Source organism: Thermogutta sp., from assembly GCF_039793925.1.
Lineage (GTDB): Bacteria > Planctomycetota > Planctomycetia > Pirellulales > Thermoguttaceae > Thermogutta.
The window spans coordinates 4,548-29,454 of record NZ_JBAMME010000238.1 but is presented as its reverse complement, the minus strand read 5'-3'; the positions used below and the strand labels follow the sequence as shown (position 1 = coordinate 29,454).

16 protein-coding genes and 1 pseudogene are annotated in these 24,907 nt (G+C 57.2%); 10 read left to right on the top strand and 7 right to left on the bottom strand.

Going from position 1 to position 24,907, the window contains the following annotated elements; all coding sequences use genetic code 11:
- The first annotated feature begins 158 nt into the window (after nucleotides 1-158).
- From ABJK56_RS11045 to ABJK56_RS11025, 5 genes are all read left to right on the top strand, one after another.
- The gene (locus ABJK56_RS11045; protein ID WP_347244725.1) at nucleotides 159-2,288 is read left to right on the top strand and encodes a hypothetical protein; all 2,130 of its coding nucleotides are present in this window, start codon (nucleotides 159-161) and stop codon (nucleotides 2,286-2,288) included.
- A gap of 537 nt (nucleotides 2,289-2,825) precedes the next feature.
- Nucleotides 2,826-3,284 carry a nucleoside-diphosphate kinase gene (gene ndk, locus ABJK56_RS11040; protein ID WP_347244724.1) on the top strand — a complete coding sequence of 153 codons (459 nt, stop codon included), beginning with the start codon at nucleotides 2,826-2,828 and terminating at the stop codon, nucleotides 3,282-3,284.
- A gap of 189 nt (nucleotides 3,285-3,473) precedes the next feature.
- Nucleotides 3,474-4,742: a PQQ-binding-like beta-propeller repeat protein gene (locus ABJK56_RS11035; RefSeq protein ID WP_347244723.1), complete on the top strand. Its 1,269-nt coding sequence runs from the start codon at nucleotides 3,474-3,476 to the stop codon at nucleotides 4,740-4,742.
- Nucleotides 4,743-5,063: 321 nt separating this feature from the next.
- The gene (gene gltB / locus ABJK56_RS11030; protein ID WP_347244722.1) at nucleotides 5,064-9,635 is read left to right on the top strand and encodes a glutamate synthase large subunit; all 4,572 of its coding nucleotides are present in this window, start codon (nucleotides 5,064-5,066) and stop codon (nucleotides 9,633-9,635) included.
- Entirely contained in the window at nucleotides 9,628-11,100 is a 1,473-nt protein-coding gene (locus tag ABJK56_RS11025; protein WP_347244721.1) for a glutamate synthase subunit beta, read from the top strand. Before gltB ends, ABJK56_RS11025 begins: the two co-directional genes overlap by 8 nt.
- 75 nt (nucleotides 11,101-11,175) lie before the next feature.
- On the opposite strand, the gene ABJK56_RS11020 is transcribed toward ABJK56_RS11025, so the two are convergent.
- The 5 genes from ABJK56_RS11020 to ABJK56_RS11000 form a co-directional block, all read right to left on the bottom strand.
- Nucleotides 11,176-11,580, bottom strand: coding sequence for a bifunctional nuclease family protein (locus ABJK56_RS11020; protein WP_095413930.1), 405 nt, complete (start codon nucleotides 11,578-11,580; stop codon nucleotides 11,176-11,178).
- Between the two features lie 255 nt (nucleotides 11,581-11,835).
- Nucleotides 11,836-12,546, bottom strand: a complete 711-nt coding sequence (locus ABJK56_RS11015) for a DUF4190 domain-containing protein (RefSeq protein ID WP_347244720.1) — start codon at nucleotides 12,544-12,546, stop codon at nucleotides 11,836-11,838.
- Nucleotides 12,547-12,743: 197 nt separating this feature from the next.
- Entirely contained in the window at nucleotides 12,744-14,069 is a 1,326-nt protein-coding gene (locus ABJK56_RS11010; RefSeq protein WP_347244719.1) for an ABC transporter permease, read from the bottom strand.
- A gap of 68 nt (nucleotides 14,070-14,137) precedes the next feature.
- Nucleotides 14,138-14,860 (bottom strand): ABC transporter ATP-binding protein, encoded by a 723-nt coding sequence (locus tag ABJK56_RS11005; RefSeq protein ID WP_347244718.1) that lies wholly within the window; start codon nucleotides 14,858-14,860, stop codon nucleotides 14,138-14,140.
- On the bottom strand, nucleotides 14,857-16,779 hold the full coding sequence (locus ABJK56_RS11000; RefSeq protein WP_347244717.1) for an efflux RND transporter periplasmic adaptor subunit: 1,923 nt from the start codon (nucleotides 16,777-16,779) through the stop codon (nucleotides 14,857-14,859). The genes ABJK56_RS11005 and ABJK56_RS11000 overlap by 4 nt, the downstream gene beginning before the upstream one ends.
- Before the next feature lie 746 nt (nucleotides 16,780-17,525).
- Between ABJK56_RS11000 and ABJK56_RS10995 the strand changes: the two genes are divergently transcribed.
- The 5 genes and pseudogenes from ABJK56_RS10995 (at nucleotide 17,526) to ABJK56_RS10975 (ending at nucleotide 21,444) form a co-directional block, all read left to right on the top strand.
- The gene (locus tag ABJK56_RS10995; protein WP_347244716.1) at nucleotides 17,526-17,897 is read left to right on the top strand and encodes a nitrous oxide-stimulated promoter family protein; all 372 of its coding nucleotides are present in this window, start codon (nucleotides 17,526-17,528) and stop codon (nucleotides 17,895-17,897) included.
- A gap of 270 nt (nucleotides 17,898-18,167) precedes the next feature.
- Nucleotides 18,168-18,497: pseudogene (rplU, locus tag ABJK56_RS10990) on the top strand (50S ribosomal protein L21); the annotation flags it as partial.
- A 321-nt stretch (nucleotides 18,498-18,818) separates the two neighbouring features.
- Entirely contained in the window at nucleotides 18,819-20,081 is a 1,263-nt protein-coding gene (locus ABJK56_RS10985; protein WP_347244715.1) for a hypothetical protein, read from the top strand.
- 21 nt (nucleotides 20,082-20,102) lie between these two features.
- A complete protein-coding gene (locus ABJK56_RS10980; protein ID WP_347244714.1) occupies nucleotides 20,103-20,843 on the top strand; it encodes a sulfite exporter TauE/SafE family protein in 741 nt (246 codons plus the stop codon).
- A 160-nt stretch (nucleotides 20,844-21,003) separates the two neighbouring features.
- The gene (locus ABJK56_RS10975) at nucleotides 21,004-21,444 is read left to right on the top strand and encodes a hypothetical protein (RefSeq protein WP_347244713.1); all 441 of its coding nucleotides are present in this window, start codon (nucleotides 21,004-21,006) and stop codon (nucleotides 21,442-21,444) included.
- Nucleotides 21,445-21,543: 99 nt separating this feature from the next.
- Here ABJK56_RS10975 and ABJK56_RS10970 read toward each other — a convergent pair whose 3' ends face one another.
- Together ABJK56_RS10970 and ABJK56_RS10965 are read right to left on the bottom strand one after the other, a co-directional pair.
- Nucleotides 21,544-22,524: a UDP-glucuronic acid decarboxylase family protein gene (locus ABJK56_RS10970; protein ID WP_347244712.1), complete on the bottom strand. Its 981-nt coding sequence runs from the start codon at nucleotides 22,522-22,524 to the stop codon at nucleotides 21,544-21,546.
- Nucleotides 22,525-22,681: 157 nt separating this feature from the next.
- On the bottom strand, nucleotides 22,682-24,907 hold a 2,226-nt coding region (locus tag ABJK56_RS10965; protein WP_347244711.1), incomplete at its 5' end, for an ATP-binding protein.

The window sequence follows — 24,907 nt, the reverse complement described above, 5'->3', positions numbered from 1 at the left end:
AATTTGAAACCGGCAGATGTGGGGTTGCTTGAGGGTTCTAAAATAAAGAGCGCCCGCGCTCGGTTAAAACGGGAGAGTTACGCTCCATCCTAATAAAAAAGTGGCTCCAAAAGACGACCAAGGTATGGCCGTGTCCTGAAATTCGGAGTCAAAAAACAATGACCGGCAAATTCGGAGTGCTTTTAAAGTCTTTTCCATCAGTTTTACTGGTTGCGGCAGTTCTGCTGGCGGGACCCAACCGCATCGGGCGGCTAATCGCTAGTGAGTCGTTTGCGGTGACAGCCTCGCGGAATCTCATTGTTAATGGGGATCTGGAACGTGATGACGACCGCAAACCGCCGTTCGGCTGGGTCATGTGGGGTGCCCAGCAATTTAAAAATCCCGAAAATTACACGCGGGATACACAGATTCGCCGAAGTGGCAAAGCCAGTCTGCGGATTTTTCATCCCAAGGATACAGCAGGCTACATTGTGACTGATCCCCAGTTGGCGATTCGGCCGGAACCGGGCCTGGCCTACGATATCAGCTTCTTTGCCCGGGCGGACAGGCCCTGCCAGGGACGTTTTATGGTGATAGGGTATGAGTCGATCCGGCCTTTCGTTGACGCGGAATCGCCCTTGAACGTTGCCATTTCGCTGGACACCCAGTGGCGGCAGTATCGCTTCGAAATTCGCGAGAGTATGGATTTCTTTGCTGAATCATCCCGCTATCTGATACTTGGATTTCAGGCCGCGGGCGATTCTCGCGTGGAGTGCACGATGTGGGTGGATGATGTCGTGGTTATTCCGCGGAAAATGCCGGCAGGAGCACGACTGATCAACCCTGCCACTTTGTCAATCCCTCCTCTTCCCCACCGACTGACACCGGGAGATACGTTGGACGTCACCGCCGATGTCCTGCAGAGCGGGCGACCCACTCTGAAGACGGCCTGTGGCCTGTCATTCCACAGATTGGTGGGTTTCACCGGTTTTCCGTTCGATGCCAAAGGCCAGTACAACCTGCCGGGCGAGTTGGAAATGGCAATCCGCGAACTCAAGCTCCCGTTGAGTCGGGTGTACGGGGTGGGGCATGAGCCACCGCAAAAAGATCAGCCTCCCTGGTCGATTGAAATGGCCATCGATCGGCTCGCGCTGCTCTGCCGGAGAATCAACCTGCCTTACGAGATGATGGTCGTTGAGCTGGAGGAGCAAAGTGCCAGGCGCAAACTGCCACCAGAGGTATGGGCTGAAGCCGTCCGTTATGCCAGGTCGAAGGGCTACGGTTTTCGCTACTGGGAGGTGTCCAACGAACCTTATTCACGATCGTTGAGCGACAGCCCTGGGGAAGGCGAGGCCTTTCCCACTTCCGATGATTATGTCGCACATGTCCGAGTTGTCTCGGCTGCCATCCGCAGGGCGGATCCCACGGCGCAGGTGGGGGTGGCTATCCACATCGGCCGGCCGCGCTGGGGGAATTACGTCCTGAAAAACGCGGCGGGCTCTTATGACTTTGCGGTTGCGCACTACTATGGTTTTGAGAATGCCTACAAAAGTTCATTCGAGGAGCTAGTGCTGGGGCAGAATTATCGAATTCTTCATCGCATCCAGCAGACGCAGGCCCTCCTCAATGCGTACAACCCCAATCGGCGGGTCTTTCAATTGGACACCGAATGGGGGATGCACTCTCCCGGTCCAAATGGAGAACGCCCTGACTATGCCAATCGGAATGGAAACATCATTGGCGTCCTCCATCGCGCGGTACGCATGATCTATTATGTGCGAGAGCAACCGTTGGCAGGTGCTTCCGGCTGGCAAATGCTGGGCAACTCGCGAGGGTTGGGATTCGACATTCTCGTGACAGATCGACCCTCCGCCCGCACCATGCTGTACTGGCTGTATTATCACTTCATTCGCCATGTGGGGGACTCTGTGGTGGACTTTCAGGGAACAGCTCCTTTTGTAACAACACGTGGCATCACCAGTGATCAACAGTGTGAAGGCCCTATGACTCCCCTCCTGCTAACCATGGATGCCCAGAAGCGCCAGTTATTTTGCGTGCTGGCCAATGGGTCCTGGACACGAGAAGTTCCCTGCCGTCTGTTCTTCAAAAACTTCCAGGGCCGACTGGCCTTTGCAAAACTCCTCTCCGATGATGACCTGGATCGCTCGCCGCTTTTAACGGCGTCCCAGAGCTTTGTGCGCGATATCCCGGAAAATTGGAAAGTCGAAATCGGGAACGGTGCCACGCAAGTGCGGGGCACATTGCCGGCACACAGCGTGGTGTTTCTCACTTTGGAGCAGTCGCCCTGAACACGACGCCGGGCTTTCTGCTCCCCGGCACCCTGTTGCTCGATTGAGGCTCCACGGGACCCACCGGGAGGGCGTGAAAACTGGGAATGCTGACCTCTCCCGGATGTGGTAAGAATCTGTGAGATGCCCAGGCCTCGACGTGTTGCGGGACAATTCGTGAACGGCCCCTCCCGGGGTTTCAGCCACCGCGCAAAAACACGACGCATCGAAGCGATTCTTGAAACACTCTGACCCTTCAACCAAGCACCGAACCGAGCAGGTGGAGCCCGGTCGGTGAAATGGATCGGCCCCAGCGCTGGAAAGCGGACAGGACACGCACGTTCTCCCTGCGTTGTATCTGACTTTCGCAAAAGCCCCACCGAGGTTCGCACGCCTTCCAAGCGGCAACGACAAGGTGAGGATGAGTCGCAGCAGCCGGTCCTTGAGGGGACTTAGGTTTGCCATTAGCATGAAAGTTTTCCCCACGCGCATGGACCCAATGCAGGAACGTTTTTCGCAAGAAATGCTCTGCAAATGAAAAGGATGGAGGCACCGGGAATGGAACGCACCCTCGTGTTGCTCAAGCCAGACTGTGTGCAGCGCCGGCTCATGGGGCGGATCATCAGCCGCTTTGAAGACAAAGGCCTGAACATCATCGCCATGAAGATGATTCGTGTCACTCAAGAGCTAGCGCGAAAGCACTATGCAGAGCACGTTCAAAAGGCCTGGTATCCATCGCTGGAGGAATTCATCACGGCGGCGCCTGTGGTGGCGATGGTGGTGGAGGGGCCCGAGGCCATTCGGGTGGTGCGGGACATGGTGGGCGCTACGAACGGCCTCAATGCAACGCCTGGCACCATCCGCGGCGATTTTGGCTGTTCCCGGCAGATGAATCTCGTCCACGCGTCGGACGGGCCAGAGTCTGCAGCACGCGAGCTGGCCATCTTCTTCCGCGAAGAGGAACTCTGCCCCTATACCCCCACGATCCAGAACTGGTTGCGGGCGAAGGACGAGTGAAGCTACCATAGCAGTTATGAATATCTGCGAGTTTTAATACCGTGGCCTTTTGGCTTCTGGAACTCCCCCCGTCCTTCCAGATCATCGAGCGGCTCCATGTCAGACTGGTATTGGCTATCCTCCAGGTTACACCCGTTTTCTTATGCGCTCCCCTGGCAACTTAGGGCATTTGCGCAAGTTGGATGTTTGTTGGCGGCTATTTTTCCGACCGTGCTCTGGGCAGACAACTGGCCTGCTTGGCGGGGGCCGGAGGGAACGGGCATCTGTCGCGAGACGGGTCTGCCGCTGACGTGGTCGGAAGAGACGGGCGAAGGGATCGTTTGGAAAACAGAGATTCCAGAATGGGGAAACAGCACTCCCGTCATTTGGGGTGACGCGATTTTTCTGACCACTCAGGCTGAGGATCGCCTGCTCGTCCTTCGCATTGATAAAGCAACCGGCCGAATTGTGTGGACACGCCAGGTGGGAACCGCGGACACGCCAAGGGAGGCGCCAAGGGGTTACCAGAAATTTCATAACCTCAATAACAACGCGAGTCCGTCGGTGGTGACGGACGGCGAGCACGTCGTGGCCCATTTTGGAAATGGAGACCTCGCGGTCTTGAACTTCGCCGGAGATCTGCTTTGGCGAAGAAACCTGCAAAAAGATTACGGCCGATATACGATCTGGTGGGGGCATGCGAATAGTCCGGTCATCGTGGATGGGTTGGTCATTTCGGTCTGCATGCAGGACTCCCTGGCCGACCTTGAAGAGAAGCCGCATCCCAGTTACGTTGTGGCGCACGATTTGAAGTCCGGGAGGGAAGTTTGGTACACGCCACGAATGACCGGAGCCGAAAAGGAGAGTTGCGATGCCTACACGACACCGCTTGTGCGCCGGGTGGGCAATCGTGCCGAGATCATCGTGATGGGGGCGGAGTGGCTTGACGGTTACGACGCCCAAACCGGCCAGCGCCTGTGGTATTTGCCCGGTCTGAAAGGAAACAGGACAATCACCGGACCGACTATCGTCGGGGATATTGTGTACGCGACGATCGGGATGCGAGGAGCCACCTTTGCTGCCCGCATTGGTGGCACTGGAGAGCTGCCCGCCGATCGGATTCTCTGGCGATACGAAGGAAATAACCCCGATTCGCCGAGCCCTGTGTATTATGAAGGTCTGCTTTATCTCGCAGCAGATAATGGAGTGGTCCAGTGCCTCGATGCGAGGACGGGGGAACTGAAGTGGCGAGAGCGTGTGGGCCGTGATATTAAGGCTTCGCCGATTGCCGCCGAAGGCAGGATTTATTTCCTGGATACCGCTGGTCAGTGCACGGTTGTGCGAGCGGGGGAAAAATACGAGGTTTTGGCCATCAATCGGGTCAACGATCGCACCATCGCGTCGCCCGCTGTGTCTGACGGTCAAATATTCATTCGAGGGCGAAAATACTTGTATTGTCTTGGTCAAAAAAATCAGTGAGAGCGGCGAGAAATAAAAACTTATTTGCAGACGATTGTTTTTCTATCCGAACCAGCCGGCTTGTTCAAAGCTCTATATCTTTCTGGCCAGATGCACGGAGAGTACGCCACGGAAGCAGTGTTGGCGGCCGATTGTGTCCGAAATCGGTGGTATCCCTGGGTCGCCCTGCGGACGGTGTCTTCTTAACACTGCTGCCTTTCCCCGCCTCTTTGGCCGCCCTTCCGCAATTAACTTCGTTTAACTTGGAAAGCTGAAGCCTCCCGCATACAATGCGGGGATGGGATATAGGGAGCAACAGTGTAGAAACAGGATTTAAGACCAATGAAGCAGGTATTCGATCGGCTGCACCCCAAACCGTACGGGCTTTATGATCCCCAATATGAGCATGACGCCTGTGGTATTGGGGCGGTGGTGAATATATCCGGACGGCGCGACCATCAGATTATCGAGTATGGGAAGCAGATCCTGCTGAATCTGATGCATCGCGGTGCGTCTGTGGCGGACGAAGTGACCGGTGACGGTGCGGGGATCCTCTTTCAGATTCCGCACGAATTCTTCGAGGAAGAGCTTGCCCGGGATGATGTGGCTCTTCCCCCTCCCAAACACTACGGCGTGGCGGTGGTCTTCTTCCCAAGGGACGACGCGATTCGCATCCGCTGCGAAGCGATTTTGGAGGCAGAGATTGCCCGGGCGGGCTTGAAACTTCTTGGTCGGCGGGAAGTACCCAGTGACAATAGCTGCCTTGGGGAAATTGCCCGAGCGTGTGAACCGCGAATTTTTCAGTTCTTCATTGATGGCGCGGGACTCGTCGAGGAGGAGTTAGAACGCCGCTTGTTTGTCGCACGGAAGAAACTAGAGCATCGCATACGGCGGGAACTCGGCGATGCGGCGGTCGATTTTTACGTCCCCTCGATGTCGTGTTACACGATCGTATACAAGGGAATGTTCCTGGCGCCGCAGTTGGCGGCCTACTACCCGGACCTCTCTGATCCCCGGGTGGTTTCCGCGCTGGCCATTGTCCACCAGCGGTACAGCACCAACACATTTCCAAGCTGGAAGCTGGCCCAGCCTTTCCGCATGATTGCCCACAACGGGGAAATCAACACCCTGCGGGGCAACATCAATCATTTGGCGGCTTACGAGAAAGGAATGTCCTCGCCGCTTTTCGGGGACGACATCAAAGAGATCTGCCCGATCATCGAGCCCGGCGTGAGCGACTCTGCAGCGTTCGACAATTGCATGGAGTTGCTCGTGCGTGGTGGGCGGTCGGCTCCTCACGCGCTGATGATGATGATTCCCGAGGCCTTTGGGCCCAAGTATCACATCAGCACCGACAAACGCGCGTTCTATGAGTATCACGCGGCGATCATGGAACCATGGGATGGTCCGGCGGCGATCGTTTTCACAGACGGCCGGCTGGTTGGCGGCACGCTCGACCGCAACGGTCTTCGTCCGTGTCGTTATCTCGTCACCGACGACGGGCTCGTGATTCTGGCGAGCGAGACGGGCGTGATCGAGTTCCCGCCGGAAAAGATCCGCCAGAAAGGGCGTCTGCAGCCCGGTAAAATGTTCCTCGTGGACACCGTGGAACAGCGGATTATCTCCGACAATGAAGTTAAGGGGAAACTCAGCCGCCAGCGGCCGTACAGGCGCTGGTTGGAACAGAACCGGATCGAGCTGCGGGGGCTTTTCCTGCCCTCTACCAATGCGGATGGTGATCCGGGCACGCTTTTCGAGCGATTGCGGGCCTTTGGATACACAGGTGAGGACCTCACGTTGATTCTGGCTCCCATGGCCCGGGATGGTCAGGAGCCGGTCGGATCGATGGGGAATGATGCGGCACTTCCTGTGCTCTCCGAGAAGCCTAAGTTGCTCTTTAACTACTTCAAGCAACTGTTTGCTCAGGTGACCAATCCTCCGATCGATCCGCTGCGGGAGGGATTGGTCATGTCTTTGATGACGTTCACTGGCAAGCACGGGAACCTGCTGGATGAGCAGCCGGAACACTGCCGGCAATTGAAACTCCCGCATCCGATTCTGACGAACGACGACATGCGGCGGCTTAGGGAAGCCAACCATCCGCATCTGAAGGTCGCAACGCTGAGCATGCTCTTTCCGGCAGAGACGGATGATCCTGAAGGCGCGTTGCGGGAGGCGGTGGAAAGCCTGATCGCTTCCGCCGAAAAGGCGATCCACGAGGGAGCTTCCCTGCTCATTCTCAGCGATCGTGGAGTGAATGGAGCCTGGGCGGCCATCCCCAGCCTCCTGGCCACAGCGGCCGTTCACCATGGGCTGCTTCAACGGGGTTTGCGGGGTGAAGCCGGTCTGGTCATCGAAAGCGGTGAACCTCGTGAGGTTATGCATTTCTGCCTGCTGCTGGGTTATGGTGCCAACGCGATCAATCCTTATCTGGCGTACGAAGCGATCTACCACCTTTATCGCAATAAAGACTTGCCGCCCGATTTGACTCTTGAGGAGGCCATCGATCAGTACATCAACGCGGTGAAGAAGGGCATCCTCAAGACGATGTCCAAGATGGGGATTTCCACACTGCGAAGTTACCACGCTGCCCAGCAGTTCGAAGCGGTGGGGCTGGATCGCTCGGTGGTCGACAAATACTTCTGCGGCACGGCTTCGCGAATCGGGGGGGTGGACCTCAAGGTCATTGCGGAGGAGGCTCTCGCACGCCACCGCAGCGGTTTTGGACCGCGAGAACCATGGGCGTTGCCTCTCGATTTTGGCGGTGAGTATCACGAGCGGCTGGATGGGGAACGTCACCTGTGGAACGCCGAGACGGTCACCCTCCTCCAGCATGCTGTCATGAACAATGACTGGAACAAATATCTGGAATTTGCGGACCGTGTGAACAAACAGAATGAAGCGCTGTGCACACTCCGCGGACTGTTCGACTTTGAATACGGAGAACCGGTTCCCCTGGAGGAGGTAGAGCCTGCCAGCTCGATTGTTAAGCGGTTTTATACCGGTGCGATGTCCCACGGTTCGATTAGCAAGGAGGCTCATGAAACGCTGGCCATTGCGATGAACCGATTGGGGGCTTTGGCGAACACGGGCGAGGGCGGCGAGGATCCCAGCCGGTATCGACAGTTGCCTAACGGAGATTCGCTGAACTGCGGTATCAAGCAGGTGGCCAGCGGCCGATTCGGGGTGACGATTGAGTATCTGGCCAACGCCAAGATGCTGCAGATCAAAATGGCACAGGGTGCCAAGCCGGGAGAGGGTGGCCAGCTTCCCGGACATAAAGTCACGGAAGAAATTGCTCGGTTGCGTCACTCTACGCCGGGCGTATCTCTCATTTCGCCTCCGCCGCACCACGACATTTACTCGATTGAAGACCTGGCTCAGTTGATTTACGACCTTAAGGCGGCCAACCCAGAGGCCCTCGTCTCGGTGAAACTGGTGGCGGAGGTGGGGGTCGGTACCGTAGCCGCCGGTGTGGCCAAGGCCAATGCCGATGAGGTTCTCATCAGTGGTCACGATGGAGGCACGGGCGCCAGTCCTTGGTCTTCCATCAAGCATGCAGGGATTCCCTGGGAAATCGGCCTGGCGGAAACACAGCAGACCCTGGTCGCCAACGGTTTGCGGGACCGAATCCTCGTGCAGGTGGACGGGCAGATGCGGACCGGCCGCGACGTGGTCATCGGGGCTTTATTGGGTGCAGAACGCTTTGGTTTTGGGACAGCGGCGCTTGTTTCGCTGGGCTGCATCCTCATGCGGAAATGCCATCTCGGTACCTGTCCGGTCGGAATTGCCACGCAGAAACCCGAGCTGAGGGAGCGTTTTGCCGGTCGGGCAGAATATCTCATCAGATATCTGCTGTTCGTCGCTGAGGAAGTTCGCCACTGGATGGCCAAGCTCGGCTTCCGGCGGTTTGACGAGATGGTCGGTCGGGTGGATCGGCTGAAGGTGCAGCGAGCTCTCAACCACTGGAAGGCCAAGGGGCTGGATTTTTCCGCTCTCCTGACACCGCCCCCGGGCTTCCCCGATGTGCCCCTGCGGCGCATCCGTCCCCAGACCAACAAGCATCTGGATCATCTCGACCGGCAGATTTTGCCGCAGATTCAGAGTGCTCTGGAAGAAAAAAAGCCGGTGGTCCTGGAGATGCCGATTCGCAATATCCACCGTGCCGTGGGGACCACCATCAGTTATTACGTGACTAAGAAATACGGCAGCGCTGGCTTGCCCGACAGCACCATTCACCTCGTTTTCCGCGGTTCCGCTGGCCAAAGTTTCGGGGCCTTTCTGGCACCGGGCATCACTTTGGAGCTCATCGGCGACGCGAATGACTATCTCGGAAAGGGACTCTCTGGTGGTCGGATCGTCGTGCGTACTCCCCCAGGAAGTCCCTTTGATCCTACGGAAAACGTCATCGTGGGAAACACGCTTCTGTACGGAGCGACGTCTGGCGAGGTGTTCATCAATGGGCTGGCGGGCGAGCGTTTCGCCGTCCGTAACAGTGGTGCCGTGGCCGTGGTGGAAGGCGTCGGTGACCACGGCTGCGAGTACATGACCGGCGGAATTGTGGTCGTGCTGGGACGGACTGGCCGAAACTTCGCCGCCGGTATGAGTGGAGGCGTGGCCTACGTCCTCGACGAGCATCAACTGTTCGACACCCTCTGCAATCTCGACATGGTGGATTTGGAGTCGGTCTGGCAACCGGAGGATCAGAAGCTGCTCCGTAACCTCATCGAGCGGCACTACGTTTGGACAGGGAGCGCCCAGGCCAAACGGCTCCTGGATCAGTGGCCGGAAGCAGTGGGCAAATTCGTTAAGGTGATGCCCATCGAGTACCGGGCAGCGCTGGAAAGGATGAGAGAGCAGGAACAGGTTCGGGCAGATCAAACGCCGGCAACAGAGGAGGTGTTCAGTGGGTAATCCAACCGGTTTTTTGAAATATCCGCGGGTGGACGTGGGTCACCGGCCTGTGGAGGAAAGAATCCACGATTGGCGGGAGATCGATCTGCCACTTGCCGAACGGATTCTCAACGAGCAGGCGGCACGCTGCATGGACTGTGGCATACCCTTCTGCCATATGTCGGGCTGTCCTGTCAAAAATCGGATCCCGGAGTTCAATGATCTGGTGTATCGCGGAAAGTGGCGGGAGGCAGCCGATAACCTCCATTCCACGAACAACTTTCCCGAGATCACCGGGCGTGTGTGTCCTGCCCCGTGTGAGGCGGCCTGCACCCTCTCCATCAACTCGCAACCGGTGACGATCAAGCACATTGAATATCAAATTGCCGAGCGCGCGTTTGCCGAGAAATGGGTGCGTCCCATCAAGCCGGCACAGCGAACCGGCAAGCGGGTGGCCATCATCGGCTCCGGCCCGGCAGGATTGGCTGCCGCCCAACAGCTTTGCCGTCTTGGGCACGAGGTGATTGTGTTCGAGAAGTCCGACCGAATTGGCGGTTTGCTCCGCTATGGAATTCCCGATTTCAAGTTGGAAAAGCACATCATCGACCGACGTCTGGAGCAAATGGTGGCTGAGGGAGTGCATTTCGAGCCGAACGTCTGGGTGGGGCGGGACATCACGGCCGACGAATTACGACGAAGTTTCCACGCGATCCTCTTGGCAATGGGCGCCGGCAAGCCACGACCGCTGACAGTTCCCGGTGCGGATGCAAAAGGGGTCCACTTCGCGATGGACTACCTCACCCAGCAAAATCGCCGAATCGCGGGCGATCCTGTTCCCACCACTGGTCCAGAGGCCATCTACGCCAAAGACAAGCACGTGGTCGTCATCGGTGGTGGGGATACCGGGAGCGACTGTGTGGGTACGGCCATCCGCCAGGGGGCCAAGTCGGTTCTGCAAATCGAAATTCTTCCCAAACCGCCCGAGGGCAAAAATCCGGAAACCCCCTGGCCACTCTGGCCGCGGATCATGCGGACTTCCACCTCTCACGAAGAAGGATGCGTCCGCCGCTGGAGCGTCCTCACCAAAGCCTTGAGTGTTAAAGACGGTCACGTTACGCATCTTCACGCCTGTGAGGTGGAATGGATCCGCGGGCCGAAAGGCTGGGAAATGCGGGAAAAACCCGGCACGGACTTCACGGTCCCCGCAGACCTCGTGCTCCTCGCCATGGGCTTTTTACACGTCGAGCATGATGGGCTCGTGCAGCAATTTGGCCTTCAGCTCGACCAGCGGGGCAATGTGGTCGTTAAGAAATGGATGACTTCGGTACCCGGCGTATTTGCGGCGGGTGATGCCGTCAAGGGAGCGTCACTGGTGGTGCATGCCATTAACCAGGGACGGGAAGCTGCCCGAGCAATTCATGAATGGCTGTGCACAGAACCGTCCTTGCCCCGGGAAACGGTGCTGTCGGTTGCCACGGCACGCTGAATCTTACCCACCTTTGCTCAGAGGCGTTCAGAGTCAGACGCTATTAGGGGCTGGGCGTCCAGACTGCCCGAGCGGTCATTGATCGAGGGCCTCGCTGAGCACCTCTTCTGCGACATAAATGGGCAGGGGAGGTTTCCATCGTACGGCTATGGCGATGGCATCCGATGGACGGGCATCGACCTCCACGAGCGAGCCGTTCTGTCGAAACCGGAGGCGCGCAAAGTATGTGTGTTCACGAAGTTCGCTGATCAGCACGTCCTGCGGCTCGATGGAAAGCTCTTGCAGGATATTGATGATAAGATCGTGCGTCATCGGCCGTGGAAGCACGACATTCCTCACCGCTCGATAAATGCTCTGGGCTTCGAAGACGCCGATGACAATGGGAAATGCCCGGTCTCCGTCAACCTCTTTGAGATAAATGATTTGCTCTTCTGCGATGTCGCTGAGGACAATTCGGGCAAGTTGCATCTGGACTGGCATCAGTCCCCTCCAGGTTGTCTCTCCAAATGTGCTCCAACCGAGTCCGCCCGCGTGCCCGGCCGGGCACACGACCAGCAGAGTGCGTGGTGGCCGCATCTATCATAAGGCCGGTCACGGGCGGCAAGTTGGATTTGCTCGTTGGCTGTGCGCCGTCGCACCAGTATGAAAACGTGGGGGCGACCGCGCACAGGAACACCCTTTGTGTATTCTAGCCCCCCGAGCAGGTCTCTCACCAGTGGCCGACCCGCGCTTCTTTCAGCGGACGGTATCGGCTTCGATTCGGTACACGATGCCACCGAACTGCTGTTGGAGGACGTCCGGGTTAGACGTGAACACCCCACCCACCCCAATTCGCTTAGTGGAATAATCCACCGAGAGACCATTTTTGAAGTGGACTTCAATCATCTGGGTCGGCCGAAGCTGGGACTGGCAAAACTGGCAGTGAGAAAGCTGTTCCACGAGCACGAAGTCTGTGATGCCGTACTGTTTGTCGCCCGGCACCATATATCCCCAAACGAACACTTTTTTCTCTTCTAGATCGCGCGCAAACTGCGGGATGAGCTTGGGTTCGCTGGGATCGGGTTGAAGTTCCGCAAACGTGATCAGTTTATAACCAGGCGGAGCCTCCGCCAGGTACGTGTACATCACCCAGCCGCATCCCAACACACCGAAAACGAGGGAAAGGACCATGCCTGTTTGGGCCATTCCCAGGCCCAGCCGTTCTTTGGGAGATTTGGCGATTTCTTTCCGGGCAATCCAGCCAAAAATCAAACCGCCCAGCGGGATCCAGAACAAGTACACTGTGAAAAAGCAAAAAATCGAAAGCACACCCAGCACCAGGCTGAGCACGGCCTGAGCCTGAATGACCTTGTAATCATCAGTCGGCCGGAAGCCGATCCGGGTTCGCCGTCGAACGACCGGCTGCTCACTGCGAAAGATGGGCTTTTGACCATCGATAACGCTCATTGTCTTCACCATTCGTATTGAAAGATCCCCGACACAGCCAGATGAGCCATAAACCTCGGATTTGCACTCTCCACATTACGGGAATTGCGCTCGGCGACCAGGTAGTTTCTCTCTTATGTTATTGTTGCCGCTGGAAAAGTGTTCGGCGAGCCCTGACTGAGAACCAGGAATTTCGGCGAGAGGAAACTGTGGCCCGATTATTCATGCCGGAGGGCCTCGATCGGGTCCATATTGGCAGCCCGCCGGGCGGGGTAGAGACCGAAAATGATGCCCACCGCCACCGCAATTCCGAAAGCCAGGGGAACGGAACTGGGAACGATCACCGGTCGCATGGTCCGGACAATCTCCGGAAGTGAGCCGTAAACCCGTGGCATCAGAATCTGGAGTGCGCCCATAATGGCCTCGCTGAGCAGCGGGCAGGTGAAACCGACGAGGATGCCCGTGATCCCGCCGAGGGTGGAGAGCACGACCGTTTCCACCAGGAATTGGCGAATGATATCCCGGCGCTTGGCGCCCAGGGCACGCCGGATACCGATTTCGCGGGTCCTCTCGGTGACGGTCGCAAGCATGATGTTCATGATGCCAATCCCACCGACCACCAGCGAAATGCCCGCGATCAGCCCCATGAAGATCATGAACATCATCCGGGTGATCCGGGCCTGCTCGAGAAGTTCCAACGGGACGGTGACGCCGTAGTCTTCTGTGGGATGGTAGCGGGCAAGAGTGGCCTTCACGACATCGGCTGTGGAAATGACGTTTTCTGTTTTATCGACCTGGAGGGTGATTTGGCTCAGCTCCACCTGCTCCGCTTCCAGGGACCCCGCCCGCCGCGTGAAAATGACGTCCCCAATACGCCACCACAGTGTCGTGATGGGAATGTATACGTCGCTGGAGAAGTCCTGGGCGGCAAACGAACCACCAATGCCAGCGGACGGCATTTTTGGTTTGCACACTCCCACAACCACGTAGTATTGCTCTTCGATCCGGATGACCTTCCCGATAGGATCTTCAAAAGGGAACAACCGTTCGGCCGTTCCCGCCGCCAGAACACAGTAATTTTTGAGGTCTTCCAGATCGGCGTCCTCGATAAATCGGCCGCGGTCTATTTCCAGCCGGACGATGTCCTTATACTCAGGCGTGCAGCCCACCAGCCGTCCATCGACCATCCGCCCGCCGTAGCTGAAACGCTGCCGCAGTTCGCGAATTCGGACGGCACGGGTGATGGTGGGGATTGTGCTGACCAGCCGTTCATAATCCGCCCGCGTGATCCCGTATTGGAGGAGCAGACCCGAGCTCTGAATCTGCTCGGATGGCGGCTTAATGGACCGAATGATGATGTTGGTCGCCCCCAGACTTTCGATTTGCTCCTGGGCCTTGCGACTGATACCTTCCCCGATAGCCAGCAGCCAGATCACGCTCGCCACGCCGATGAAGATCCCCAGCACGGTCAGCAGGGACCGCAAGGGGTGAAGCATCAGGCTCTTGACGCCCAGTTGGAATGTGCGAATCCAGAGAACAAGCATGGCTGTTTATCGGCAGATGTTATCGTCATTTGCCATCGATGAAACCTTTATATGCTCAACGCTGTGGTTTAATTGGTTACGGTATCCATCCGGAGGGACCTACTGGTGGGATTATCCGTGATGGATTCGATTTTTCCGTCTCGAAGGCGAATAATCCTTCTGGCACGTCGCCCCACATCCGGCTCGTGCGTCACAAGAATGATCGTCTTTCCCTGACGGTTGAGTTCGTCGAAGAGGGTCATGATCTCCTCGGTGGTGACCGAATCGAGGTTCCCGGTCGGTTCGTCGGCTAAGATGAAAATGGGGTCATTGACCAGCGCCCGGGCAATGGCCACCCGCTGCTGCTGACCGCCGGACAGTTGGGTGGGCCTGTGATTGAGACGTTCTCCGAGCCCCACCATTGCCGCCAGTTCTTTGCAGCGCGCTCGCTCTTTGGGCGAAAGCCGACGCTGATAATAGAGGGGCACCTCGATATTCTCCAGCACAGTGAGCTGGGGAATGAGATTGAAAGACTGGAACACAAAGCCGATCTTTGATGCGCGGAGTTCGGCGAGCCGATCATCACTGGCTTCAGCGACATTTTCACCATCCAGCAGGATCTTGCCGGAAGTGGGATGGTCGAGGCAGCCGAGGAGGTTGAGCAAAGTACTCTTCCCGGAGCCGGACGCCCCCATGATCGCCACGTAATCTCCCTCGGGGACGTCGAAAGAGACCCCCCGTAGGGCGCGGACGACTTCGCTCCCCATGTAGTAATCTTTGGTGACGTTCTGAACGGAAACGCCGATGTTCATTGTGCCTCCGCATTACCAGGCCGTGGGGGCCCTCCATCCGGTCCGCCACGACGACCGAATCCGCCTGGGAACCCACCGGCTGCCCGCATCCTCTCAAAGCCAGCCAGCAGTTCTTGCTTGTCGATGGCTCCGTCGCCGTTGGTATCGGACTGCATGAATTCTGTCCGCCGATCCTCTGGGATTTCCGAGGGATCAAGTTTGCCGTCTTTATTGGTGTCCATTCGTTCAAAGATGCGGTCCACGATCATCGCGGGATTGAAGCCGCCAGGCGGCCGCATGCCACCGGGTCCCTCTCCGCCTGGTCCTCCACTAAAGGGAGGTCGTCCCGCTGCTCCTCCCGAAGTCGCTTCACCTGGGCCTTCACCAGGACTCCGCTGAGCTTGCGCGTCGGGACTTGCCGGGAAGCGCATTTTTCTGGCCTCGGCGTCTTTGGCTGCGGCCTCCTGCGCAGCGGTTGCCTGCTCACCTTGCGAGCGGCTCCAGCTTGCGAGAACGGGTTCGTTCTTTTCCGCCAGTCCCACCTTTTCACGATAGGCCGCTGCGTTGAGGATCACCTCTTGGTTTTCATTGAGCCCCTTGCGAATGACCACGAATTTCTCGTTGCTGGGACCGATTTCCACCTTTACCGGCTGCAAGCTCCCGTCGGGGTTGAGTGTGATGCAGTAGAATTCGCCCGCCACTTCAAAGACCGATTGCACCGGAACCTGCAGCACATTCGGCTCGCGTTGGGCGAGGATGGTGACCTGAGCCGTCAAACCGCTTCGCAGGTCTTCGGTCGGATTGTTGATCTTGACGACGACCTGATAGTCCTTGACGTTGGAATTGAAGAACGAAGTGGGCAGCGGGTATTCGCCCACTTCGGTCACCTCGCCATCGAACTCCACACCTGCCAGGGCATCCACGCGAATCTTGGCCGGCAGCCCTACCCGCACCAGACCGATCTTCGACTCGTTGACTTTCGTTTTCACCTGCATTCGTTTGGGATCAGGGAGCCGGATGATCGTCTGATACTGCCTGACGCGGACACCTTCCTGGATGATGACATCTGTTTGACCCCGCACACCGACCTGATTGGCGTAAACGACTTGTCCCGCCACAGGAGCGGTGATGACGCATTTCTTGATCTGCTCCTCGATCTTCTTGAGTTCCTGGACCTGAAGCTCGTAGGAATGCTGCTGGGCTTCCAACTTGGCCCGGGCCGTCTCGATGTCCGCATCGAGCTGCTTGAGCGATTTCACCTTCGTGAAACGCTCCAGAACATCGAGCTTGGTGCGAGCGGACTCTAACTCTTTGATGGCCTTGTTAAGGGCGAATTGGTCGGCCTCCAATTGTGCCTGGGTAATGTACCCTTTCTGAGCGAGGCTCTGACTGTATTTGAGATAGTCTTCCGCGCGGCGTCGGTTCTCCTCGGCAATGAAGTTTTCAATCTGGATCTCGAGCAACTGTTGCCGATACTGACCTTCGAGATACTCCTGCTTGGCGATCAACGCCGTATCCAGTGCCCGCTGCGCTTGAATGAGCAAAGCCTGCTCGTTGGCTACCTTAATCTGCTGCTGAACGTACTGGTCACGAAGAGCCGAGGAATCGAGTTCCACCAGAAAATCGCCAGGCTGAACATAGGTTCCCTCGGGGACGATACGGATGATCATCACCCCACTGCCCTGGCTTTCCACTTCGCAGCGGACTTCCACGTTGCTGGCGCTCTCCACGTCGCCGCGCTCCGTGACTTCATTGATAAAGTCGCCGCGGATGACTTTGGTGGTCAACGGCCTGTCGTGGTTTCCGTGCCAAAGCGCTCGGGGCAGGAAAGACCAAACAAGGGGAACACCTATCATTAGGAGGCCGAGGACAACCAGGGGACCTTTGACAACCCAACCCCGCCGGGGATGACTGGTGGCAGATACGGAATTTCGTATCATGATTCGTACTCCCCCCAAAATAGCGATGCCGAACCGCCGCCCGGCAAATGGTCAGCTTCCGTTTACCTTACCCTAGCCCTCGTTGTTTCTTCTGCAGGTGGGAAACACATCTCCCAGTCAAGCTGGACTCGCGCTTTACGCGTCAGAGGTGAGAGATTTCTTCCTTTTTCCGTCGCCTGGCGCTGCTTTTACGTCAAAATCTTGGCTTCTCTTTTCCGGGTCGTGTGTTATCGCGGTGACTGTTTCGTTGCGGGTTCTGGAATTGACTCCCTCTCAATCGGATGGCTTGACGACTGGAAGCGGTTTTGCTGCTCAAAGTGGGCCGTGGTTTTCCAACGCCTCGTTCGAGAGTTCGGGGTCAGCCTCGTCGCTCCGGATCTGGAAGGTTCCGGACCGCACGGTCGCTTCCGGCACCAGCCGGAACGCGCTCTCCAAAGCCGATCGCGTTGCCCTTATTAGCTGGAAATTCCGTCGCAGATCTCCCCCTCTCCGGTAGTTTGCGCCAAGGCGATCCGGACGACGCTGCCCCCTACACCTACTATTTTAAACGCTTGAAAGAGCAAAGGTTACCGAGAACTATTGAAATCGCAATAGCGTACATATATGCTAGAATCAACTGATATAATTGTCGCTACGCTTTGTTGTCGGCGCTGGCGGCGTGTGCAGCAGAAAAAACTCTCCCAGATGTTAAGGCCGGATATTCCGTACCGATCTGGCCGTTCTAAACCGCGAGGTGCGAGGGGCCTATGCGTGAGGAAAAGGAACAAATTGCGGCGAGAAGATCTCGCCGGATCGAGCGGGAGCGACGCACGATCGAGGCAATGATTCGCATTTTCTGTCGAAAGAAGCACGGCCAGAGGACTTTGTGTCGCGAGTGCCAGGAGCTCTTCGCGTACGCCGTGTGCCGGCTCGATAAATGTCCCTTTGGGGAGAATAAGACCACCTGTGCGCGGTGTCCTGTCCACTGCTATAAGCCTGACATGCGGGAACGGGTGCGGCAAGTGATGCGATTTTCTGGGCCGTGGATGCTGCTCTACCACCCATACTTGACACTTCGGCATTACCTCGACGAGTGGTTCATTGAACCTCAGCCGCTTCAACGAAGAGTGGGCGGCTAAAGGGGGCTTGGTTTCATTGGTTCTTTTCGGGCGCGACGAGCCTGCCCGCCAACATGCCCTTGATAAGCTGGGGAACTGCGGGTTTAATGAGGGTTTACCCGCCGGAGGCTGGTGGTGAGCAAAAAAGTGAGGGTGGTCCAAAAAGAAAGTGCGAAATCGGTGGGCGAGAACATTTGGACCCGCCATGGCATGATTTGAGGATTTCGGGGCAACCCTTTTGAGGCGACTCCGAGGCAGGGCATTATTCCAACGACAGCGAGGTTGTGCGAGATGTACGCGATCATTCAGGACGGCGGACGACAGTACAAGGTAGAGGTTGGCCAGGTGCTCGACGTGGACTATCGCTTGAGCGCTGAAAAGTCTAAAGACGGCGCCGAGTTTGCTCCTAAAGAGATCCGCTTCGAACGGGTGCTGGCCATTCGCGATGGTTCGACATTCCTCCTTGGTCGGCCGACTATCGATTCAGCCTACGTGGTGGCGGAAGTGCAGGAGACCCTTCTCGGCCCCAAGATCTACATTCAGAAGTTCCGGCGGCGGAAGAATTATCGTCGTCGCAAAGGACATCGGCAGTTGTACCTTCGGGTGCGGATCAAAGAGATCAACCCTGGCAGTGCGCTGCCCGAAAAGCGTCAGGAAGCGGCAGTTGGTCAGCCGGAATCGACATCCGCTGAACCGTCGAGCCAGCCTGAGCAGGCCGAGGCACTGGCCGTTTGAGCCAGCTGCACAACCTTTCCTGAACCCTTGCAATCTGTGCAGACGAGGGCGTGAGGGGCACGGTTGCCCCGGCTCTGAGCCGCGGTTCTTTCCGAGCTTCCGTGGAGAATGGGCGAACGGGAATTTGCTCTGCGCCCCGAGTTCTTTTTCTGAGGGGCGATTCCGACGCCACGGTAATTGTTCGTTTTGTTTGAGGATCAAAGGGTTATGACGAAAGATTTGATTCCCGCCCATGGCGATCTTCCGGAGCCGCTCGATTTGACTGTTCCTGAGGAAGCGCGGGAGGATTTTCTGGCTGAAGCCGGGCGGCTCAAGAAAATCCCGGTCTCGGACGCTGACCTCTCCACTGTGTATCGTTTTGGGGATGGGGCCCTCAGTCCGCTCACTGGACCGATGGATCGCGAGGTTTACGATCGAGTTCTGGAGGAGGAGGTCATCGAGTACAACGGGCGGCTGTACGCCTGGACCATTCCCTTGGCTTTTCCGGTGACGGCCGAACTCGCCAAGCAGTTGAGCCCAGGGGAGAAAGTTGCTTTGGTGAACTCCCGGGGAGAGATTGTCGCCACGCTCGAGCTTCACGATGTCTTTCCGTGGGATAAACGAAAGTACCTGACGCGGGTGTATCTGACCGAGCGGTTCGACCATCCCGGCGGCGATATGGTGCTGAAGGTGGATGGGGAGAAAGATTATCTCATCGGCGGAAAAATTCAGGTGTTGCCGCAGCCGAAGCATCCCCGGTTCGGCAAGTATGTTCTGCGTCCGAAGGAAGTGCGGGAGCTGATTCGGCAAAAGGGTTGGGAGCGTGTGGTGGCTTTTCAAACCCGCAACCCACTCCATCGAGCCCATGAGTATGCCCTCGTGTATGGGTTGGAGACTTTGCTTCGGCAGGGTTACAACGCGGGGGCATGTCTCAATCCGTTGATCGGCGAAACCAAAGGGGACGACGTGCCTGCCGACGTTCGCATGCGGACGTACGAAGCGCTCATCGAGCAGCGTGCCCTCGGAGATGGCGATAGTGACCCGACTCTCTGGGGGCCGCGGGGAGAATCCGTCCCCGACCGCGTGATTCTGGTGGGCCTGGACATCAAGATGTTCTACGCCGGTCCCAAAGAAGCGGTGATGCACGCCATTTACCGGCAGAATTTTGGATTCACGGACATCATCATTGGGCGCAAGCACGCCGATGCCCCGTACCACGATGGAACCCCCATCTGGGGCGATTTCGATGCCCAGGAAATCTTCAAACGTTTGCGAGGTGATCTCAAGATTAAGCCGCTGTGCGTGGGGTTTGCGGCTTACTATGAGTCGGTGGGACGGGTCGATCTGATGGAGAATCACCCCAACGAGAAGCCTGTCTCGATCTCCGGGAAGGAGATTCGGGCAGCACTCCGTGAAGGGCGCCCTGTCGATCCACGCATCATGCGGGAAAGCACGGCCCGAATCCTGGCCGAGGCCATGGCACAAAAATAACCCGAGAATGGGGAGTGGCGGATGTCCGGGGGGGTTGCACGACTGGTGTGGGGAGGTCTGTCGGCTGTCTGCATGGGATTTTCCAAGACAGGCGTGCCGGGGGCTTCCATTCTCGCCGTGGTGCTGATGGCCCAGGCTTATCATGAAGACGCGGCACTTTCCGTTGGAGCACTCGTGCCGGTTTTGCTTGTGGGTGACCTGTTCGCCGTGTATCTCTATGCGAAATACACGGCCTGGGATCGACTGATCAAATTGTTTCCCTCTGTGGCCCTGGGGTTGATGGGGGGAGTTGTGCTTTTGCATTATGTGCGGGGAAACGCGCTTCGACCGATCCTGGGAGTGCTTGTCGTGGCCATGTTCGTTCTGGAGGTTTATCGCCGGGCATCCGCGGACGGACACTATGGCCAGAAGTGGTGGTACGTGTGGCTAACAGGCATTCTAGCGGGCTTTGCGACGATGGTGGGAAATGCCGCCGGACCTGTTATGACCATGTACCTCCTCAGTCAGAATCTCCCCAAGGACAAGTTCATGGGAACCACCGCTGTGTTCTTTTTTACGGTCAATCTTTTGAAAATTGCGCCCTTGGCGGTAGAAGGGATGATCACCCCCGAGACCATGCATTTTGCCACCTTTACCGTCCCCATGACGCTGGTGGGTGTGGGGTTGGGACGGTGGGTGTTCCGACTAATGTCCCAAAACACATTCGACATGGTAGCCCTCATGCTGGGGGGCATCGGCGGAGTGTGGCTGCTCGTGGGGTAAAATGGATGCGATCGAAACGAAAATTGTGGCGCTTGACAATGGTTCCCGCTCGGAATCTGGCAGCCCAGTCTGTGAAGCTGGTCCAAATGGAGCGCCAACCCCCGCTGATTCGGCTCTCAGGAATAAATGGTGATCACGGGACCTGTGAGGAGAACAAATCTTGCGATGTCCAATGTCCTTCCGGAATTTGTTGTGGGCAATCCAGGCGAAAGGCGGTGTTGCATCACTTGCGGCTTTGCTCGTTCTCATCATCACGGCGATAGCACTTGCGGCGGGGTGCTCGCGGGAGCGTTCCCAAACTTCTGGCACAAACACGGAGAGGCAGGCGGTGGGCAGTGATGACAAAACACACTCGGAGGGAAAAGTTCCTGCAGAGGGCAACCCGCAAGTGTGGGGATTTCCGCCGGAGCAGGGGGAACCATGGCCGATCCGCATGAGTTCTGATCCGCTTTCACCGACGCGGGACACCAGCACGGGAGAACCGAATGTCCGTTGGCCGGATTACCGAGTGCCCCGCGAAATCATCTTCACCGCTCCACCCGTGCCGTCCGAGATTGTTGGACCGGGCGGGACTCGCAAAAATCCTGAGGCGGCCGAGTGAGTTCGCTGCTCTGGTATCGGAGACCGCGTGTCGTCGTCCAGGGCCGGAAAAGGCCAGCAAATGGCCGGGTACGTTGCCTTTTTTTGCTGTGAAAGGAGGTTACTGTTCGTAGCACGGGGTGGGCGGACGGTATTGTGAAAGGTCAATCGAGCGGAACCACTCGATCGTCCGCATGAGGCCCTCGCGGAGTGGGGTTCGGGGTTCCCACCCAAGTTTCTGTTTGGCCAGGGTGATATCCGGACGACGCCGAACGGGATCATCGGCGGGCAATGGTCGGAAAACGATTTTGGATTTGGAGCCGGTGAGCTCGATGACGAGTTTGGCCAGTTCCAGAATGGTGAACTCTTCGGGATTGCCGAGATTGACCGGGCCGGTGAAATCTTCCGGATTCTCCATCATCCGGATAATGCCTTCCACCATATCGTCGCGATAGCAGAAGGATCGCGTTTGTGAGCCGTCTCCGTAGACGGTGATGTCTTCGCCGCACAGCGCTTGGCGAATGAAGTTGGACACCACACGGCCGTCATAGGGGTGCATCCGTGGACCATACGTGTTGAATATCCGGACAATGCGGATGTTCACCTTGTTCATGCGGTGGTAATCCATGAAGAGCGTCTCCGCCGCCCGTTTACCCTCGTCATAGCAGGCGCGGGGTCCGATTGGGTTGACCGCTCCACGGTAACTTTCCGGTTGCGGATGGACTTCTGGGTCTCCATAGACTTCGCTGGTGGAAGCCTGAAGGACTTTGGCGCGACATCGTTTGGCCATCCCCAAAACATTGATGGCCCCCATTAGGGAGGTCTTCATCGTCTTGATGGGGTTGTACTGATAATGCCCAGGAGCTGCTGGACACGCGAGGTTATAAATCTCATCTACTTCCAGCCAAATGGGCAGCGTGATGTCGTGACGAATGAGCTCGAAATTGGGCTTGTTGAGTAAATGGGCGACGTTGGATTTCTGACTGGTGAAGAAATTGTCCAGACAGATCACGTCATGGCCCATTTCCACCAAACGTTCGCACAGATGGGAACCGAGAAAACCGGCTCCGCCTGTAACTAGGATGCGTTTGACGAGCGACATCGTACCTCCTTACACCGATTGCTGTGGTTCACTCCCTTTTTAACTCGCCACAGTTCCGAGCTTTTGCTCTGATACTTGCACTAGCTCCATTGTCGTTGGGAAGTATCCCCTGGCAGCGGAACACACACAGCCACGGGGGTTCCTGGCTGTCCCTCTTTCAGTAAAAAGCTGTCAAGTTTGGACAATCGTGAGAAACGGCCTTTTCGACCTGCCATGGTTCTTTGCAGTTTGACGGTATTGGAGCGATTCGTGAATCACCTGTGCCTTTTTCGACCTGCCACGATTCTTTCCAGTTTGATGAGGAATCGCTGAATTGGGAATACGACTTCCCGAGGAACTGAGCCACCGCTTCCAGAAGCTGCTCGCGATGAACCGGCTTAGGGACATACCCTGAAAACCCTGATTCCAGGAATTGTTCCACGCATCGGGGATCATTGTGGGCGGTAAGGGCCAGAATGGGGATGGTGCATCCAGCTTTGCGCAGTTCACGGACGGCGGTGATTCCGTCCATCTCGGGCATTTCCACGTCCATAAGGATGAGGTCGAAAGGTCGGTGGCGATGGCGGGCCTGGTGGTACTGGGCAATGGCATCTCGGCCATTGTCAACGGCTGTGACACTGAGGCCGGCCTTTTGCAAAATCCGCTGCACGAGCCGTCGATTATCCAGAAAGTCTTCCGCGACGAGCACGCGGCCTCTCAACGGACCGGGAAGGGCTCGGGAGCTCCGCAATGCTTGCAAGCCCAACACCCCTTCCTGTTTCGTTCGCATGAGTTGGTTCCGGACGGTGATTCCTTCTTTGACCAGATCCTGGCCGTCGACCAGGGGTACGTTCTCCAGCGAGCCGGTGGCCACCCGAACGTGAAAGACTGTGCCTTTTCCTGGCGTGCTTTCCACCGAGATATCTCCCCCGAGCAACCGCGCTAACCGGCGACTGATGAGCAGTCCCAGGCCGGTGCCACCGTATTGGCGGTAGGTTCCAGGTTTACCCTGCCGAAACGGTTGGAAGAGGCGGCCGATCTGGTCGGGGGACATTCCCACACCTGTGTCGCAAACGCGAAATTCTAAGAGGGGGCGATCGACAGGCGTTCGGTCGAGTTCGATTTCGATCCACACGCGACCCTCGCGCGTGAATTTGATCGCGTTGTCCGTAAGGTTGACCAGAATCTGCCGCAACCGTGTAGGGTCGCTCTGAATCGTCTGCGGAATAAGGCCTTTGACTTCCAGGTCCAGGCGGAGATTTTTTTCACGTGCTTTCCCGGCCAGCATGTGCACCACGTCCTGCGCAATTGCAATCGGATTTGTGGGAATGTGCTCCACTTCCATCCGACCTGATTCCAGCTTGGAGAAATCGAGGATCGTGTTGATCATATCCAGAAGATGCTCTGAGTTGCGGACGAGACCTTCGGTGGCTTCCAAAATGAGCGGGTCGGGCTGCGGAGACGGTTGCTCCGCGGCCGAGGAAGTGCTTTCCGCAATGGCAGTCGCATCCTGCCCGCGACTGTCGTCCGAACAGCTAGCCGAAAAGCAGCGGCGAATCTCCTCGCTGAGAAGCCGCGTGTAGCCAAGAATGGCGCTCAACGGCGTGCGGATTTCATGGCTCATGCTGGCGAGGAAGGTGATTTTTGCCCGAGCCGAATTCTCAATTTCCTGAGAATACGCGCGAAGCCGGATATTGGCGGCTTGAAGAGACCGCGCGTTCTCTTCGAGCTGGCGCTGGACGGCCTTCTGTTGGGTCATGTCGAGAAGAGAGATCACATAGCTGGTCCCCTGCGCCAAGTCCATGCGTGAGACCAACCCCACAACTTCGCGGGTTTGCTCCCCGCTCAATTGGACGGACGTTTCGATCAACCAGGACTCGTTATCTCCGGAAGAAGTCTTCAGCCAGCGGCAACGGGAGGGTTTTTCTTCCGGACCGCATGCTGCAGGACAAAAGTCACACAATGATCGGCCCACCACCGACTGGCCCAAGAACGTTACTGCGGCGGGGTTGCATTCCTGGATTCTCAGCTTTTGATCGACAATCAAGAGGGGGTAGTGCACGTGCTCAAAGACCTTTTGATAGCGACGCTCCGCGTTGTTCAGGAGGCCAACCAAACGCTGTTGGACGCGTGCAAAGCGGATGCGCAGCCGATCGAACTGAGTTACCACCAGAACAGCCACACCGGTCCCCAGAACTCCCAGAAGTACTGTAAACCACGGAAGCCACTCATGAAGGATATCAGCCCGAATGTCCGTCGGATAAAACCCCAAACGAATCACCTGGCCGTGCCAGGATAGTTCTTCCCAGAAGCCGCTAGTACCTGGGCCATATGCGGAACGTGAGGAGATGGAGGCCCCGTGAGCGTGGCCCCACTGTTGCTCCGCGACTTGAAACATCAAATT